14 protein-coding genes are annotated in these 17086 nt (G+C 70.0%); 9 read left to right on the top strand and 5 right to left on the bottom strand.

Translation table 11 applies throughout. From position 1 onward, the window contains the following. Positions 1-58: 58 nt before the first annotated feature. Positions 59-2176: a bacterio-opsin activator domain-containing protein gene (locus tag ACSC1W_RS08630; protein ID WP_435346657.1), complete on the bottom strand. Its 2118-nt coding sequence runs from the start codon at positions 2174-2176 to the stop codon at positions 59-61. A 304-nt stretch (positions 2177-2480) separates the two neighbouring features. Between ACSC1W_RS08630 and ACSC1W_RS08625 the strand changes: the two genes are divergently transcribed. After that, entirely contained in the window at positions 2481-3479 is a 999-nt protein-coding gene (locus ACSC1W_RS08625) for a glycosyltransferase family 2 protein (RefSeq protein ID WP_435346655.1), read from the top strand. Between the two features lie 31 nt (positions 3480-3510). On the opposite strand, the gene ACSC1W_RS08620 is transcribed toward ACSC1W_RS08625, so the two are convergent. From ACSC1W_RS08620 to ACSC1W_RS08605, 4 genes are all read right to left on the bottom strand, one after another. Further along, the gene (locus ACSC1W_RS08620; RefSeq protein WP_435346653.1) at positions 3511-4323 is read right to left on the bottom strand and encodes a polysaccharide deacetylase family protein; all 813 of its coding nucleotides are present in this window, start codon (positions 4321-4323) and stop codon (positions 3511-3513) included. Continuing rightward, on the bottom strand, positions 4320-5204 hold the full coding sequence (locus ACSC1W_RS08615; RefSeq protein ID WP_435346651.1) for a DapH/DapD/GlmU-related protein: 885 nt from the start codon (positions 5202-5204) through the stop codon (positions 4320-4322). The genes ACSC1W_RS08620 and ACSC1W_RS08615 overlap by 4 nt, the downstream gene beginning before the upstream one ends. 91 nt (positions 5205-5295) lie before the next feature. Further along, entirely contained in the window at positions 5296-5880 is a 585-nt protein-coding gene (locus tag ACSC1W_RS08610; protein WP_435346650.1) for a metal-dependent hydrolase, read from the bottom strand. A gap of 3 nt (positions 5881-5883) precedes the next feature. After that, on the bottom strand, positions 5884-6999 hold the full coding sequence (locus ACSC1W_RS08605) for a DUF1616 domain-containing protein (RefSeq protein WP_435346649.1): 1116 nt from the start codon (positions 6997-6999) through the stop codon (positions 5884-5886). A 345-nt stretch (positions 7000-7344) separates the two neighbouring features. Here ACSC1W_RS08605 and ACSC1W_RS08600 point away from each other — a divergent pair, with 345 nt between their 5' ends. From ACSC1W_RS08600 to ACSC1W_RS08565, 8 genes are all read left to right on the top strand, one after another. After that, a complete protein-coding gene (locus tag ACSC1W_RS08600; RefSeq protein WP_435346648.1) occupies positions 7345-8496 on the top strand; it encodes a DegT/DnrJ/EryC1/StrS family aminotransferase in 1152 nt (383 codons plus the stop codon). Next, positions 8489-9475 carry a Gfo/Idh/MocA family oxidoreductase gene (locus tag ACSC1W_RS08595; protein ID WP_435346646.1) on the top strand — a complete coding sequence of 329 codons (987 nt, stop codon included), beginning with the start codon at positions 8489-8491 and terminating at the stop codon, positions 9473-9475. The genes ACSC1W_RS08600 and ACSC1W_RS08595 overlap by 8 nt, the downstream gene beginning before the upstream one ends. Before the next feature lie 188 nt (positions 9476-9663). After that, a complete protein-coding gene (locus tag ACSC1W_RS08590) occupies positions 9664-10260 on the top strand; it encodes an acyltransferase (protein WP_435346644.1) in 597 nt (198 codons plus the stop codon). Continuing rightward, entirely contained in the window at positions 10257-11645 is a 1389-nt protein-coding gene (locus tag ACSC1W_RS08585) for a nucleotide sugar dehydrogenase (protein WP_435346642.1), read from the top strand. The genes ACSC1W_RS08590 and ACSC1W_RS08585 overlap by 4 nt, the downstream gene beginning before the upstream one ends. After that, positions 11638-12924: a nucleotide sugar dehydrogenase gene (locus ACSC1W_RS08580; RefSeq protein ID WP_435346640.1), complete on the top strand. Its 1287-nt coding sequence runs from the start codon at positions 11638-11640 to the stop codon at positions 12922-12924. Before ACSC1W_RS08585 ends, ACSC1W_RS08580 begins: the two co-directional genes overlap by 8 nt. Positions 12925-12964: 40 nt before the next feature. Further along, positions 12965-13990 carry a DUF354 domain-containing protein gene (locus ACSC1W_RS08575; RefSeq protein ID WP_435346639.1) on the top strand — a complete coding sequence of 342 codons (1026 nt, stop codon included), beginning with the start codon at positions 12965-12967 and terminating at the stop codon, positions 13988-13990. Between the two features lie 3 nt (positions 13991-13993). Then, complete coding sequence (locus tag ACSC1W_RS08570; RefSeq protein WP_435346637.1) at positions 13994-14929, top strand: glycosyltransferase family 4 protein; 936 nt, start codon at positions 13994-13996, stop codon at positions 14927-14929. Beyond that, entirely contained in the window at positions 14916-16880 is a 1965-nt protein-coding gene (locus ACSC1W_RS08565) for a hypothetical protein (protein ID WP_435346635.1), read from the top strand. Before ACSC1W_RS08570 ends, ACSC1W_RS08565 begins: the two co-directional genes overlap by 14 nt. Positions 16881-17086 lie beyond the last annotated feature (206 nt).

The following is a 17086-nucleotide window of genomic DNA, read 5'->3' as shown; positions in this document are numbered from 1 at the left end:
CTTACTGTCGGCAAGTGAGCGTTGTAGCTACGGAGTTAGTGTCGGTCGGCCCGGGTCACTACGTGTGTTTCCCACCGGGGACCGTCTCCTCGTCGAAGAGCAGCGAGAACAGTTTTCGTTCGGCCACCCGGAGGTGGTTGTTGAACGTCGGTTGTGTGATGTCGAGGAGGGACGCTATCTCCTCGCCCGTTCGCGTCCGGGGCCACTCGAAGTACCCGTTTCGGTAGGCGGTCTCCAGCACCTCCAGTTGTCGGTCGGTCAATCGGTCGCCGAGGCTCGCCATGAACGTCCGCCGCGACGTGAGTGGGCGGTCGTACGTGTGGGTGGTGACCAGTTCGGCGTCGGGATACGTCTCCTGCAGGCTCTCGACGAACCCCCGGACGTTGGCTGGCCGTGGCAGTTCCACGTCGAGTCTCGTCTCGGCTGGCGTCGCGGTCAGGGCCTGGATGGCCGCACCGGCCTGCGTGACCCACGTGACGAGTGCGGGGTCCGAGACGGTGAGCACGAACAGTCCGTCGCCCTCCCGGTCGGTCACGTGGTCCACGTCGTCGACGGACACCGAGTCGCCGAGGAAGTCGAGGACGGACGACGTCGACGCACCGGAGACGGAGACGTACAGCATCGACGTCGCGTCGGGCGTGGAGACGTGGCCCTCGAACGAGACCGTCCCCTCGACGTGCCGTGCCAACCGCTGGAGGACCTCGGTGGACTCCGGTATCCGAACCTCCAGTTCGACCACGCTGTCGACGACGAGCGCCTCCCGTCGCTCGATGGCGTCGATGCCGTAGGCGGCCGAGTTCGATATCTCCTCGAGGACGCGCTCTTCGAGGTCGTCGAACGCGTCCGGGGCGGAGGCACACACCGTCAGGACGCCGGAGAGCGACCCGTCGTGAACCAGCGGGAGGCTGAGGACGGACTGGTGGCCCCGGTTGAGCAACTCCCGTCGCCACGACGCACCGCGGAGTTCGCGCGAGACGTGTGGAACGTGGACGACCCGCCTGTCTCGAACTGCCCGGACCGACGGGTCCCCGGCGTCGTCGTCGAGCGAGAACTCGACGGCGTCGAGGTAGCCGCGCTCGGTGCCGGCCCAGGCGCGGGGGACGAGACGCCGACCCTCGTCGTCGAGGCCACCGACCCAGACGAAACTAACCCCCTCGCGTTCGGCGAGTCGGTCGCAGACGGCCGATTCTACGTCCTCCCTGCTCGTCGCGCCGGTGACCGCCGTCTCGACGTCGAGCAACAGGTCGACGGTCGCTTCGAGTCGGTCCAGTCGGTCCGTCGACCGGTCGAGTTCGCGGTTCTGCTCGCTCAGGGTGCGCTCCCTGCCGAGGCGACGTAGCGACTGGACGGCGACGGAGGCGACGGTCCCGACGAACCGGCGGAATCCATCGTCGAGGCGTCCGCCACCGAGCGGTTCCACCACCAGAGCGCCGTACTCCTCGAGCGGGGCGACGACACCGTATCGGCGGTCGGTCGCACCGTCGTCGTCGCGGCCGAACCCGCCGGCGACCGGTTCGCCCTCGACGAAGGCGTCCCAGACCGGGGACCCGTCGGTCGGGCCGACCGTCCGTCCCTCCCTGTCGTCCGTCGCCGGACGGAGGACGTTCGCCTCGTCGTCGAACAGGTAGACCGACGCGCGGGCGACCGACGGCTGGGCGGTCGTCGCGCGTTCGACCAGTTCGCCGACCGCCACGTCGGAGTCGGCCGTCGCCAGGCGGTCGACGAGGTCCTGCAGGACGGCCAGACGTCGGTCCCCTGCCGTCCCGTCGCCGTCGGACCCGAGTGCGTGCGCGACGCGCCGGGTCAGCAGCGCCTCGGCCGACCGGTCCTCGGCCTCCACGACGTCAGTCGCCCCGGCGTCGAGGATTCGCTCGACGACGTACTCGTCGCCGTCGACGACGCGGACGACGAACGGGAGCCTCGGGAACCGACGGCGCACGGCCTCCAGCACGGCCAGGCCGTCGACCGCCGGTGGGTCGTGGGTGACGACGACGCACCCGATTCCGGGGTCTCCGTCGAGACGGTCGATGGCGGCGTCTCCGTCATCCTCGAGGAGGACGGACACCCCGTCGAGTTCGGTCTCGATGACCGGTCCGAGTGCAGACACCCGGTCACCGACGAGCAGGACGCGGTCTGGACCGCTTTCGGCCCGGTGGTCGAACCTCGCCGGAGGCATCAGCGACCCCCCGGGTCGCACGCACGCTGTTGCATTCGTCGTCTCGGACGACAGCCACCAGTTTACTTATTCTCGACTTAACGGCGTGTGCAGGTCCAACAGACCCAGTCGCTGGTGCGGTTTATCAGTCGTATAATAAAACGACGTCGGGGCGAAGCCTCGACCGCAGACGAGTACGACCATGAAACGGAAGACCTACCTCGCACTGGCCAGCATCGTCCTCGGAACCATCCTCGTCCTCTCGCGGCGCCGAACGACCCCCCCGACGCTCGTCGACGTCGAGGCGGAGACCGCCGAGTAGCGCATGTACGGCGACAAGACCGTCGGCGTCGTCGTCCCGGCCTACAACGAGGAGGCCCACATCGGCTCGGTCATCGAGACGTTGCCCGAGTTCGTCGACCGGGCGTACGTCGTCGACGACGCGTCCACCGACGGCACCTGGGCGGAGATACAGCGCCACGCGAGCGCGGCGAACGAACCGCCGAACGCCACACCACCCGTGACCGACGGCGGCGTCGCGCTCGAACCCAGGGTCGTCCCGCTGCAGCACGAGACGAACCGTGGGGTCGGCGGCGCGATCAAGACCGGCTACCTCCGGGCGCTGGAAGACGGCGTCGACGTGACGGCGGTCATGGGCGGCGACGGGCAGACCGAACCCGACATCGTCGCGCGCATCGTCGCACCCGTCGCCGCCGGCGACGCCGAGTACGCGAAGGGGAACCGACTGCTCGGGCGAGACCGGGACGACATGCCGGCGTTCAGGCAGGTCGGGAACTTCGCGCTGACCTTCCTGACGAAGATCGCGAGCGGTTACTGGAAGCAGATGGACCCCCAGAACGGGTCGACGGCCATCAGCCACGAGGCACTCGACGCGGTCGGCATCGAGGACATGTACGAGGGCTACGGCTACTGCAACGACCTGCTCGTCCGACTCAACACCCACGGGATGCGCGTCGCCGACGTGCAACGCCGGGCGGTCTACAAGGACGAGACGAGTCACATCCGCTACCGCACGTACGTCCCGAGAGTGTCGACGCTGCTCCTCCGCGGGTTCCTCCGCCGACTCCGGGCCAAGTACCTCGTCCGGGACTTCCACCCGCTCCCCCTGTTCTACGTCCTCGGCGCACTGAGTGCCGGGGGCGGACTTCTCTCGCTCGTCGCCGGAGCGCTCTCGCGCGACGGTGACGGTGACGGGGGTAACCCGCTGCTGCTGTTCGTCATCGGGTGCCTCTCGCTCCTGCTGGCGATGGCGTTCGACGTCCGGCAGAACGAGGACCTGGAAGTGCTGGTGTACGACGACTGACCGGCCAGGAGTAGCTCCGTTCGCCGCCCGGTCAGCGCGAGGGGGACGACGACGCGACCGTCGACGGGCCGACCTCGCAGTACTCGTCGATGTTGTACTTCTTCTCGACGAACTGGTCGTGCATGAACCGGTGCGTCCGGCCCAGGGTCCGGGTGCAGAGCGCGTCGAGGCGTTCGTCGAACGTCGCGTCCTGGTCGCCCCAGAGGCCGGGATGGGTGAGGACCTGCATCTTCTCGGGGACGCCCCCGGCCAGCGGCGGGTCCTCGCGCCAGCGCTGGTTCGAGTCGCCCCGGTACGCGATGTCCGTGAAGAAGCGCTCCTCGTAGGTGCTGTCGAAGGCCTGGAACGACCGGCGGAACACCCACTCGGGCGGGCGGTGGAACGACACCGCGTCGACCGGGTCCGCACCAGCACCCGTCAGTATCGCCCTCTCGTCGGCGACGCGTGCGACGAGTTCCGACTCCGGCGGTTCCTCGCTCCAGTACTGGTGCGTGCTGAAGTGCAGGCCGACGTCGTGCCCCAGCGACTCCAGGTGCTCGAGTATCCGGCGGTTCGGCTTGTGAACGACGTTGTAGAACGGCGAGGAGACGAGGAAGAAGTACGTCGCCGAGATGCCCCGGTCTGCCTCCATCCGCGCCGTCCGCAGGGCGCGCTCGGGCGACCAGTCCACGTCGTGGCGGAGCACCACGTCGCCGGCGCGCAGGTCGGCCTCGTAGTCCCGGAACCGACGGCCGTGGTCGCACAGTCTATCGAGGAAGTCGCCGTACCAGTCGAACGTGAACGCCACGTCGCCGGTCGCGGCGTCGGCCGTCTCCTCGGCCAGCGCGCCCTCGTCGGCCCTCATCGGGACTCACCCGTCGGTGCGGCGGGCGTCCCGACGACGGTCGTGCCGGCCGGCACGTCGTCCAGGACGGTCGCGTTCATCCCCAGTTCGGCGTCCGCGCCGACGCTGACGTCGGTGGCGACGGAGACGTTCGGGTGGACGACCGCCCGGTCGCCGACGGTGGACCCGCCGGCGAACCCGCTGCCGAAGGCGACCGTGACGTCCTCGCCGAGTTCGACCTGGTGTGCGAGGTGGACGTTCCCGCTCACCTTGGTCCCGCGGCCGACCACCGTCTCGTCGAACACCGCCCGGTCGATGGAACAGTTCGCGCCGACCTCGACGTCGTCCTCCAGGACGACCGTCCCGACGTGGACCTGCCGTTCGAGTCGGTCGTCCGCCAGCCGTGCGAAGCCGAAGCCGTCGGCCCCGAGGACGCTCCCGTGGCCGATGGTGCACCGGTCGCCGACGGTGACGCACTCGCCGACGTACGCATGCGCGCCGACGTAACAGCCGTCTCCGAGGGTCGCACCCGGTTCGACCACTGCCGACGGGTGGACGACGGTCTCGGTGCGCTCGCCCCGGAAGAACTCGGTGACGGCCTTCACGAAGGCGGCCCGGGGTCGCTCGGCGTGGACGAGCGTCCTGCCGGCCAGGTAGCCGACCGGGGGCGGACAGATGAGGACGCCCGCGTCGGAGTCGCGGACCCGGGCCGGGTCGTCGTACTTGCAGAACGCGAGGTCGTCAGCAGTCGCGTCGTCGAGTGCGGCGACGCCGTCGACCGTCGTCTCCGGTCCGGTCATGCGTGCGTCGAGGAACGATGCGAGCGTCGTCGCGTCGACCGTCGCGTCCTCGACTGGCGGGGCCGGTTCGGTCCGGGGCGTCGCCTGTGAGTGTCCGGTCATCGTACCGTACGCGGTGCTGTCGGGGTTTTCCTATATCCCGGCTAAGCCGGCGCAGCACCGACCTTAGCAGTGGTATAAGCCGCCGCGTTGGTCACCGTTCGTCGACGAACCCGCGCAGCGCGTCGACGGCCTCGCGCACGCCCGGTGCCCCGTCAGTCAGCCAGAGGACGCCGACTGCGCCGAACAGCGCGAGGTACCCGAGGACGAACGGGAGGTTCTCCGGCTGGGCGACCTCGTGCAGGTAGCGGCCGACGTAGTACCCGAAGCGCCCGACGAACCCGCGGTCCGTCTCGTAGGCAGGGAAGTCCACGAACGGCCAGAGGACGCGCTCGAAGCCGAGCGGCCTGCCCGATAGGAACGGGCTGAGCACGTCGCCCGCGAGGTGGGACGCGTACCCGACTGCGAACGCGGTGCCGACGCCGAGTCGGCCGCGACGGTGAGCCACGACCAGCACGGCGGTCGCCAGCGGACCCGCGAACAGCAGCGAGTGGCCGACGGCGTAGCCGGACGGGAAGAGCTCCAGCCCCCACGACAGGGGCTTGTCGACGAGGTCGGGGAACTGTGTGGCGAGGACGAGCGCGACCGTCTCGGCCCCGCCGGGTGCCCGTCGCCACACTGTGTGGGCGGCGAGCGAGTAGAGCACGTAGCCGAACGCGAGGTGTTCCCAGGGCCACATCGGTCACGCGCCCCCCGTCGAGACCAGGGAGGGAGAGTCGTACGCCGAGGCCGACGGGCCGGTCGTCGACGAGTCGGCGGTCACGCTCCCGGACCCGCCGTCGGCGCTGATCCAGACGTGTGCGGTCCGGTAGGCGTTCTCGGCGGACGGGTCAGCGGGCGGGTCGCCGAGGTAGAGCAGGTACTGCACGCGCAGGCGGTCGCCGCCGAACGACGGTTGCAGGTCGTGCCTGATGCGGGCCGTCTCGCCGTCCTGGAGCGTCCGCGAGACTCGCGTGAGTTCCGCCTCCTGCGTCACACGCGTCCCGTCACCGGACTGTTCGACGCGCTGGAGCGTCGCCACGAGCGTGTATGACTGGCGGTCGCCCTCGTGGTTCGAGACGGTGGCGTACACCGGCCGACTCTCGCCGGCCTCGAACTCGGCGGGGAAGTCGGCCGCCACGAACTCGCCGTCGCCCGTCTCGGTGACGATGTACAGTTCCGTGAACTGCTCCTCCTGTGTGGGGTACGCGTACCCGACGACGACGGTGCTGAGCAGGAGCAACACGCTCGCGCCCAGGGCAACGTTCAGCAACAGGCCGCCCCACGACTCCGGCTGGAAGGTCGGACCCTCGGAGAGCGTCTTCTCTCGCACCCGGAACGGGCGCGCGATGGACTCGAAGAGCGTCCCCGTCGTGGGGACGCCGAACCGTTCCCCGGGCGGGCACGACCCGCGCCGGAGCAGGGCCACGAGCGTCAGGACGACCGTGACGGCCGCGACGACGTAGAGGCTCAGCGCGACCTGGAACCGTCCGTAGACGAACCCGGACGTCGTCACGACGGCGGGGAGCAGTGCGATGCTGGCCGCCGCCGAGAGACCGACGCGCCCGGCGACGGAGATGCTCGTCCCGACGGTTCCCGGCGCTGCGACGGCGCCCCTGTCGTCGACGCCGCCGTCGTACGACTCGGGGAAGAGCGCCGAGACGAGTGCGTACCCCGGGAGGAAGACGACGAGGGGGGCGACCAGCACGGTTCTGGTGAGCGACGCGCCGACGTCGAAGAGGACGGCCCCCGTCGCGAGGACCGTCGACGCGAGGACGACGAGGAGGTCCGTCGTCCACCGACTCGTTCGCGTGTTCATCGACGACCCCTAGCCGGTCGGCGTGTAAATACCCCCGACTCCGTTCTCGCTGCCAACGATTCACGTCCGGACATTAGCGCCACGATAAGGCGACGTCCGGGCTTCGACGACCCGAGAACCGACCCCGGGCGCCGGGTTTAACTGCCGAATAGTAAACCAGCTCACCGACCGAGTGCTCGCCACGTACCTCGGGGCCTCACGCCCCGAACCGCGAGGACAATAGATGATGCCAGCACGCTATCCGGTTCGGCCGCCGCATCGCACGAGACGAGTCCCCAGCACGCCATCCGCGACCGACCCGACCGACCCGGGTCGGGGAGCGAACCGGGGGGAGACGGAGCGACGATGACGGGCGAACGGGAGTCGGGGCCGCCCACACCCGGGTCGGTCCCGGACGAGATACCCATCGCCGACCCCGAGGTGAGCGACGCAGCGGTCGACCGCGTCGTGGACGTGCTTCGCTCCGGCCAGCTCGCCGACGGGCCGGCGGTCCGGTCGTTCGAGACCGCGTTCGCGGCGTCGTGCGACGCAGACCACGCCGTCGCGACCTCGAACGGGACCACGGCGTTGCACGCGGCGCTCGAAGCGGTCGGCGTCGGTCCGGGCAGTACGGTCGTCACGACGCCGTTCTCGTTCGTCGCCACGGCCAACGCCGTCCGTCTCTCGGGAGCCACGCCGGCGTTCGCCGACGTCGACCCCGGGACGTACGACCTCGACCCCCACAGCGTCGAGGAGCGAATCCGCGACCTCGGCGGCGACGTCGACGCCATCCTGGCCGTCCACCTCTACGGACTGCCGGCCGACCTCGACCACCTCGCGGACGTCGCCGACACCTACGACGTCCCGCTGGTCGAGGACGCTGCACAGGCTCACGGTGCGACCTTCGACGGCGAGCCCGTCGGCGCGGTCGGCGACGTCGGGACGTTCAGCTTCTACCCGACGAAGAACATGACGACGGGCGAGGGCGGGATGGTCACGACCGACCGGAGCGACGTGGCAGCGGCCGCGGCGCGCTTCGTCAACCACGGACGTGCGTCCTCCGGGTACGAGCACGTGGAACTCGGTCACAACTTCCGGCTGACGAGCATGGCCGCCGCCATCGGGTCCGTCCAGCTGGAGCGCCTCGGGCAGTTCGTCGAGGCCCGCCGGGACAACGCCCGGATCCTGACGGCGGCCCTCGAGGACACGCCAGCCGTCACCCCGACCGTCCCCGACGGCAGAGAACACGCCTACCACCAGTACACCATACGGTGCGGGAACCGCGACGAGGTCCGGGACGCACTCGCATCGCACGGCATCGACAGCGCGGTCTACTACCCGACGCCCATCCACGAGCAACCAGCATACGACGGCGTCGGCGTCGACGTCGAGGCACCCGTGGCCGAGCGACTGGCCGACGAGGTGCTGTCGCTCCCCGTCCACCCGAACGTCTCGCGGGAGGCGGCGGCGTACGTCGGTCGCGTCCTCGCCGAGGACGTGGAGGTGGCGGGTGTCTGAGTCCACGCCGCTCCGCGCCGGCGTCCTCGGCGTCGGGAGCATGGGCGAGAACCACGCCCGCGTCTACGACGACGTCCCCGAGACCGCGCTGACGGGCGTCTTCGACGTCGACAGGGCACGGGCTGAACAGGTCGCCGACCGCTACGGGACCCGGGCGATGGGTCGCGAAGAGCTGCTGGACGCCGTCGACGTGGTCTCCATCGCCGTGCCGACGGCGTACCACTACGACATGGCGGCGGCCTGTATCCGACAGGGCGTCCACGTCCTCGTGGAGAAACCGTTCGTCGCCGAACCGGAGGCCGGTCGGGAACTCGCCGCCCTCGCGGCGGCCAACGACGTGACCGTCCAGGTCGGCCACGTCGAGCGCTTCAACCCGGCCGTCGACGTGCTTCGCGACGTCGTCGAGGACCTCGACGTCGTCTCGGTCACCGCCCGCCGGCTCGGCCCGCCCCCGGACCGCGAGATCCACGACACCGCCGTCATGGACCTGATGATCCACGACGTCGACGTCGTCATGGACCTCGTCGACGGCGACCTCACCGCCTGCGACGCCGTCGGCGCGGCCGAGGGGCGGTACGCCACGGGGACGCTCGCGTTCGATTCGGGGGTCGTCGGCACGCTCACCGCCAGTCGCGTGACTCCGGAGAAGGTGCGCGAACTCACGGTGTCGACGCTCGACTGCCGGGTCACGGTCGACTACATCGACCAGACGGTCGCGGTCCACCGCGTCGCCTCGCCGGAGGTCGCCGCCGACGGCGGCCACGGGCAGGGGGAGACGCTCGTCGAACGCGTCCCGGTCGACCAGGGGGAACCGCTGAAGCGCGAGGTGCGTTCGTTCGCCGAGGCGGTCACGACCGGCACCGAACCGGTCGTCCCACCGGCCGACGGACTGGCCGTTCTCGAGGTCACCCGGGCACTCGACCGGGCTGCCGCAGAGACGCCCACCGACGGGAGCGTCGTCGACGCCCGGACCGAGTGAATCGTCCGGAGACGGCTTATACTGGCTCTAATCGCCGCTTTACCAGAACGATAATGAAAGGGGTAGGGGACCGAGTGCCCCCAACCCCCGCGGTGGTCATCTCGACCGCCGCGGGCCACACTCCCAACGATGAGATACGCCACACGTCACCCCATCCGACCGAACAGCGCCGCCGCGGGGTCCCGGCCATGAGCGGGACGCGGACGACCGACTGGGTCACCGTCGGCCCGGGCTGCGACATCCGCGACGCGACGGTTCGACGCGCCGAGGACGGCGAACGCGAGACGGTCATCGGCTCGGACGCGACCATCCGCGCCGGCACCATCGTCTACGCCGACGTCGACATCGGCGACCGATTCGTGACGGGCCACAACGCCGTGGTCCGCGAGGCGACGAGCATCGGCGACGACGTGCTCGTCGGGTCGAACGTCGTCCTCGACGGCCACGTCGACGTCGGCGACGAGGTGCGCATGCAGACCGGCGTCTACGTCCCGCCGGGGACGACCATCGGCGACCGCGTCTTCCTCGGGCCCCGTGCGGTGCTGACGAACGACCCGTACCCGCTCCGACGGGACGTCGACCTCGACGGCCCGACCATCGAGGACGGCGTCTCCATCGGGGCGAACGCGACAGTCCTCCCCGGCGTTACCGTCGGCGAGGACGCCTTCGTCGCCGCCGGCGCCGTCGTGACGGCGGACGTACCCCCGGAGACGCTCGCGGTCGGCGTCCCGGCGACGCACCGACCACTGCCTGCCGAACTTCGCGGAACCAACGAGTTCAGATGAGAACGAAACACGACTACCGACAGCTGTACGACGCGAGTGCCACCCCGGACGAACAGCGTGCCGCCCTGACCAGCGGACAGGTCCCCGTCGCGGTCTACGGACTCGGGAAGATGGGCCTCCCGCTGGCGACCGTGTACGCCCACACGACGGAACACGTCGTCGGCGTCGACACCGACCGGTTCGTCGTCCGGACGGTGAACCGCGGCGAGAGCCACGTCGCCGGCGAACCCGGCCTCCGATCGGCCGTCGAGGAGGCCGTCACGGCCGAGTGGCTCCGGGCCACCACGGACGCAGCGGACGCCGCCGACGAGGCGAGCGTGCACGTCGTCATCGTCCCGACGCTCGTCGACGAGGACGACGACCCCGACCTCTCGGTCGTGACGGACGTCGCCCGCAGCATCGCCGACGGCCTCGACCCGGGCGACCTGGTCATCGCCGAGTCCACGCTCCCCCCGCGAACCTGCGAGGACGTCCTGCTCCCGCTGCTCGAACGCGAGAGCGGTCTCTCCCGCGACGAGTTCGGTCTGGCGTTCTGTCCGGAGCGCACCTCCAGCGGCCAGGCGCTCGAGGACATCCGGGGGAGCTACCCGAAGGTCGTCGGCGGCGTCGACGACGAGAGCACCCGCGCGGCCGCCCTCGTCTACGGGGAGATAACCACCAACGACGTCATCACGGTCTCCGACGCCACGACGGCCGAGTCCGTCAAGGTGTTCGAGGGGGTCTATCGCGACGTCAACATCGCCCTGGCGAACGAACTGGGCCGTCACGCGTCCGAACTCGGCATCGACGTGGTGGAGGCCATCTCCGTCGCCAACACCCAGCCGTACTGTGACATCCACACGCCCGGTGCCGGCGTCGGCGGTCACTGCATCCCGTACTACCCCCACTTCCTCATCGACCAGTTCGACGAGGAGACGGCCCTGCTGGAGACGGCACGGTCGGTCAACGAGGCGATGCCGTCCTACACGGCGGAACTCGCGCTCGACGCCCTCGCCGAGCAGGGGGTCGACCCGGCCGACGCGTCGGTGCTCGTCCTCGGCCTGACCTACCGGCCCGGCGTGGCCGAGATCCGGGCGACGCCCGCACTGCCGGTCGTCCAGCGCCTCGACGCGGCGGGGGCCGACGTCGTCGCCTTCGACCCGATTCTCGAGGACCACGACGTCTTCGAGGCGGCCGGCGCCGAGGTCCGGTCCTACGTCGGCTACCGGGACGACCAGTTCGACGCCGTCGTGCTCGTCACCCCGCAGGAGCACTTCGAGCGACTCGACGTGCCGGCGCTGGGACCGGACGACAGACCGCTCGTCGTCGTCGACGGGCGCCAGGCGCTCACGCACCTGCGCCGCGACGACACCGTTCTCTACCGCGGGGTCGGTCTCGATGACTGACACCGTCTGCATCGTCGGCCTGGGCTACGTGGGCCTGCCCCTCGCCGTCTCGTTCGACGACCGGGGCGCCTACGTCGTCGGCTACGACGTCGACGAGTCGAAGGTCGAACGACTCCGGGCCGGCGAGGACACCAGCGAGTGCCTGGGCGACGACGTCGTCGCCGACAGCGACGTCCAGTTCACCGCCGACCCGACGTCGGTCGGCGACGCCGACTACGTCGTCATCACCGTCCCGACGCCCGTCGACGACCTGCAGAGCCCCGACCTCCAGTACGTCGAGGCCGCCGGCGAGACGGTGGGCAGACACCTGTCGCCGGGGACGACCGTCGTCCTCGAGTCGACCGTGTTCCCCGGGGCCACGTCGCAGGTGCTCGTCCCCGCCCTCGAAGACGGGTCGGGGTTCACCGAGGGCGAGGAGTTCCACGTCGCGTACTCCCCCGAGCGCGTCGCCCCCGGCGTCACCGGGCGGAACGTCAGCGAGGTGGTGAAACTCGTCGGCGCACGCGACCCCGCGGTCGGCGAGGACGTCAAGCGTCTCTACGAGCGCATCGTCGACGCCGGCGTCACCCGCACGCCGGACGTCGAGACGGCCGAGGCCGCGAAGGTCATCGAGAACGTCCAGCGCGACCTGAACATCGCGCTCGTGAACGAACTCGCCGTCGCCTGCGACCACATGGGTCTGGACACCCACGACGTGCTGGACGCCGCCGGCACGAAGTGGAACTTCCACGACGAGTACCGGCCCGGACTCGTCGGCGGGCACTGCATCCCGGTCGACCCGCTCTACCTCACGTACCGGTCCGAGCGCGAGGGCTTCTCGCCCAAACTCATCCTGCAGGCCCGGGAGATGAACGAGTACGTCCCGACGCACACGGCCAACCTGACGATACGCGCCCTCAACGAGAGCGGGCGCGTCATCGGCGACAGTCGCCTGCTGATACTGGGCCTTGCGTACAAGCCGAACGTTGGCGACGTCCGCACGTCCGAGGTAGAGGGCGTCATCAACCAGCTCCGGAGCTTCGGCGTCGACCTCGCCGGGTACGACCCCTACGTCGCGCCCGAGGACGTGGCCCGCGAGTTCGAGGTCGATGGACAGGCGGAACTGTCGTTCGACGGGTTCGACGGCGTCGTCCTGGCGACGGCCCACCGGGAGTTCGAGCGACTGGACCTCGCCAGTCTCGCCGAGTCGATGGCCGACGACCCCGTCCTCGTCGACGTCAACGCGCTGTTCGACGAGCAGCGGGCCCTGGACCACGGCTTCGTCTACGAGCGACTCTGACCATGTATCCCGACACCGAATCCGACCGGAGGTGTGGCTGATGGAGGCCGTCGTCAGCGTGCAGCATCCGGCACACGTCCACTTCTACAAGCACGCCATCGAGACCCTCAGGGACCGGGGACACGGCGTCCACGTCTACGCCGTCGACAAGGACGTCACGCTCGACCTGCTCGACGCGACTGGCATCGACTACACGCCGCTCGCGTCTCGCGGTCCGGACGACCACGTGGCCGTCTCGCAGTTGACCTACGAGTACCGCCTCTGGCGGGCCGCCCGCCAGCACCGCCCCGACGTGGTGACCGCCATCGGCGGGGTGGCGGCCTCCCACGTCGCGACCCTCCTCGGGGCCCGGAGCGTCGTCTTCACCGACACGGAACACGCGACGCTCTCCAACCGCCTCGCGTTCCCCTTCGCCGACGTCATCTGTACGCCACAGTGCTACCGGGGCGACGCCGGGCCGAAGCAGTTCTCGTACCCCGGGTGCCACGAACTCGCCTACCTGCACCCGGACCGGTTCACCCCGTCGCCGGCGGCGCTGGAGTCGGTCCACGTCGGCCCCGACGACACGTTCGTCGTCCTCCGACTCGTCCGGTGGAACGCGATGCACAACGCCGGCGGCGAGGGATTCAGCGACCTCGAAGACGTGGTCGAACGCCTGGAGGCGACCGGTGCCGAGGTGCTGGTCACCTCGGAGAAGCCCCTCCCGGAGTCGGTGGAAGACCACCGGGCGACGGTCGACCCGCACCACATGCACGACCTGCTGGCCTACGCCGACCTGTTCGTCGGCGAGAGCGGGACGATGACCGCCGAGAGCGCCGTCCTCGGGACGCCGGCCATCTACGCCCACGAGAACGAGACGGGGTTGACCCAGGCGCTCGCGACGGCGGGCCTCGTCTTCCCCTGCCACGGGCCGACCCGGCACGCCGACGCGCTCGAACAGGCCGTCGACATCCTCGACGAGACGTACGAGGCGGACTGGACGGCGCGCCGCGAGCGCCTCCTCGCCGACCACCGGGACACCACCGACGTGGTCGTCGAACGACTCCTCGCGGCGGGGGCGTCCTGACCGATGCACGTCCTCCAGCTGGTCACCTCCGAGTCGTCGTTCTTCGAGAAGCAGGTCGAGGCGCTCGAGACGCGTGGCGTAACCTGTACGGTGGTGTCGCTTCCGAGTCGGGAGGGGACGACGCGGTCGCCCCGGTCGTACGCCTCGCTCTACCGGCGCGTCCTCCGGTCGGCCACCGACGACGTCGACGTCGTCCACGTGAACTACGGCCTCCTCGGCCCCATCGCCCTCGCACAGCCCCGGCGCCCGGTCGTACTGACGCTCTGGGGGTCGGAGATAATGGGTGCCGCCGGATGGCTCGACACGGTGAGCGCGTGGTCCGCACGCCGGAGCGACGCCGTCGTCGCCCCGTCACCGGCCGTCTCGGACCGACTCGACTGCGACCACCACCTCGTCCCCTTCGGCGTCGACACCAGCCTGTTCCGGCCGATACCGCGGGCCGAGGCGCGCGAACAGCTCGGCTGGGACCCCGACGAGCGGGTCGTCCTCTTCCCGTACCCGCCCAGTCGGACCGTGAAGAACTACCCCCTCGCGGAGTCCGTGGTCGAGGACGTCCCGGGCGACCCGGTGCTGAAGACCATCTCCGACGTGCCCTACGAGGACGTCCCGCTGTTCATGAACGCGAGCGACGCCGTCCTCGTCACCTCCCGGCGCGAGAGCGGCCCGATGGTCGTCAAGGAGGCGGCGGCCTGCAACGTGCCGGTCGTCTCCACGGACGTCGGCTTCGTCGACGAGGTGCTGGACGGCGTCGAGCACTCGTACGTCTGTTCGTCGCGGACGGAACTCGTCGAGGGGACGGCCGCGGCCCTCGACGCGGGACGGGCGAACGGCCGCGAGCGCCTCGAATCGCTCGGCCTCGACCGGATGGGCGAGCGACTCCTGCACGTGTACCGCGACGCCCTCGGTCAGCCGACGGAGGTAGCGGATGTCCCTGCATAGCCCGACGCTCCGGGAGCGCGTGACCGGCGCCCGACTCGACGTGGTCGGTGCGGTCCTCGGGGTGCTGCTCGCGCTTGGCCTGTTCCCGCTGCGGTTCCTCTCCTCGCAGATATACATCCGCACGCTCCCCATCGTCGTCGGAGTCGCGTGCGGTCTCTACCTCTTCGCAGTCCGGACGGACCGGTCCCGGAACAGCGTCCCGCGGTTCGGGTCCGGGTTCGCCAGGTTCGCCCCGACGGTCGTCTGTCTCGGTCTCGCCGGGATGGTCCTGCTCGCGACGCTGTCGGGCCGACGGACCGTCTCCTTCTACGACCTCGGCGCGCTCGTCGGCACGATGCTGTTCGCGCAGGTGCTGTTCCTCCGGGACCGCCACTTCCACCCGGGCGTCGTCCTCACCCAGGTCGTCGCGTTCGGCTTCCTGGTGCGGTTCGCCGCGCTCTACACCGCCCCGGGGTTCGTGGGCGTCGACGTCTGGTCGCACACGACCTACGTGGAGACCATGCTCCGGGACGGGTCGCTCGCGGCCATCTCCGACAGCAAGTACTACGCGTCGCCGTTCTACCACGTCCTGACGGTCGCCGCGACGGAACTGTACGGCGTCTCGCTCCGGAACGGCCTCTACCTCTCGCTCGGCGTCGTGATGCCACTGTCGGTCCTCCTCGTCTACGGGGCGGCAGGCACACTCGTGCCCCCACGCTGGGCGGCGTTCGCCGCGACGACGTACGTCGTGGCCGACCACGCTGTCCGGTGGGGGATCCACGTCATCCCGACGAGCATGGGCCTCGTGTTCTTCCTCGCGCTGCTGTTCTCGCTGTTGCACCTCCTCCAGACGGACACGAACCCCCGGGACTACGCGCTCCTGGTGCTCTTCAGCACCGCCGTCATCCTCACGCACCAGATCTCGTCGTTCATCATGCTCGTCCTCCTCGGGACGGGACTGGTCGGACAGGTGCTGGTGCAGTTCGACTTCTTCGACGAACCAGCACCGAACACGCCGTTCCTCTACCAGCTGTCCGAACCGGTGAGTCTCGTCGGCGTACTCGCGTTCGACGTGGGACTCATCACGTTCATGTGGTCGCTCACGCCGTACCGGGGGGACACCTTCCTCGAGACGGTGGTGAACTACCTCTACGTGACGCTGGTCTCCTCGGCCGGGTTCATGAACGGCGTCACCAGCGACGGTTCCGGGAGTGCGGCCGCCGGTGGCGGGAGCGTCGGGTCGCAGTTCGTCGCGGAACTGGTGACCTATCTCGACACGCTCGGCTTCCTGCTCCTGCTCTGTGCCACCATCGTGGGCAGTCTCGTGGTCCTCCGGCGACGCCGGGCGAACCACGCGACGTTCACGCTGGTCATCGCCGTCGTCGTGATGCTCGTCTTCGTCCTCGGCCTGCCGCTGTTCAACGTCGACAACTTCGTCCCCGGTCGGTGGTTCGCGTTCCTGTACGCGCCGATGGCGCTGTTGAGCGCCCTGGGACTCAGACACCTCGGGCGGTCCCTCGACACCCGAACCGTCGTCCCCGTCCTCCTGGTCTTCGTGCTGGTGTTCCCGGGCGTGATGCTGGTCTCCAGCGACGGGACGCCCGACAGCCCCGTCTTCGAGACGCAGCACGAGCGCCTGTCCTACACGGAGACGGAACTGACGGCGGTCCAGACCCTCGACGACGTGCTGGCCGAGGAGTCGGGCCCCATCTACACGGACCACCCCTACGCGACGGTGTTCGTCCGGACGGAGGCCCACGAGGCGGAGGCGATACGGTTGCAGGACGGCCGGGCCGTCCCGGACGGGCCTTTGCTCTACCGGGAGTACCAGTCCGACGGCGGGTCGTTCTTCCGGATCGGGGAGGGAGCAGGTATCCGGAACCCCGACCGGGGGGACGTCTGCCTCGACTCGGCGAACCACGTCTACGCCAACGGCGACGTCCGCCTGTGCACGCCGACCGCTGCGGCCTGACCTGACTCCTCCGTTCGGTTCCGCCGCTTCTTCCCGTCCACACGCGCCGCCCAGAGAGCGGTCGCGACACGCGGGGGACGCGGGTCACGGGTCCCGCACCCGGCCAGCGAGCACCCTGTGACCCGTCCGTGATCCGCCGAAGGCCGCTTCCTCGCGTCACGTCCACGACCGTGTAGCGGCCTGCACGCCAGCACGTCGCGACTCTC

Origin of the sequence: Haloarchaeobius marinus, from assembly GCF_051207415.1 — an archaeon.
Taxonomy (GTDB): domain Archaea; phylum Halobacteriota; class Halobacteria; order Halobacteriales; family Natrialbaceae; genus Haloarchaeobius.
This window is presented reverse-complemented; position numbering and strand designations above follow the sequence as displayed.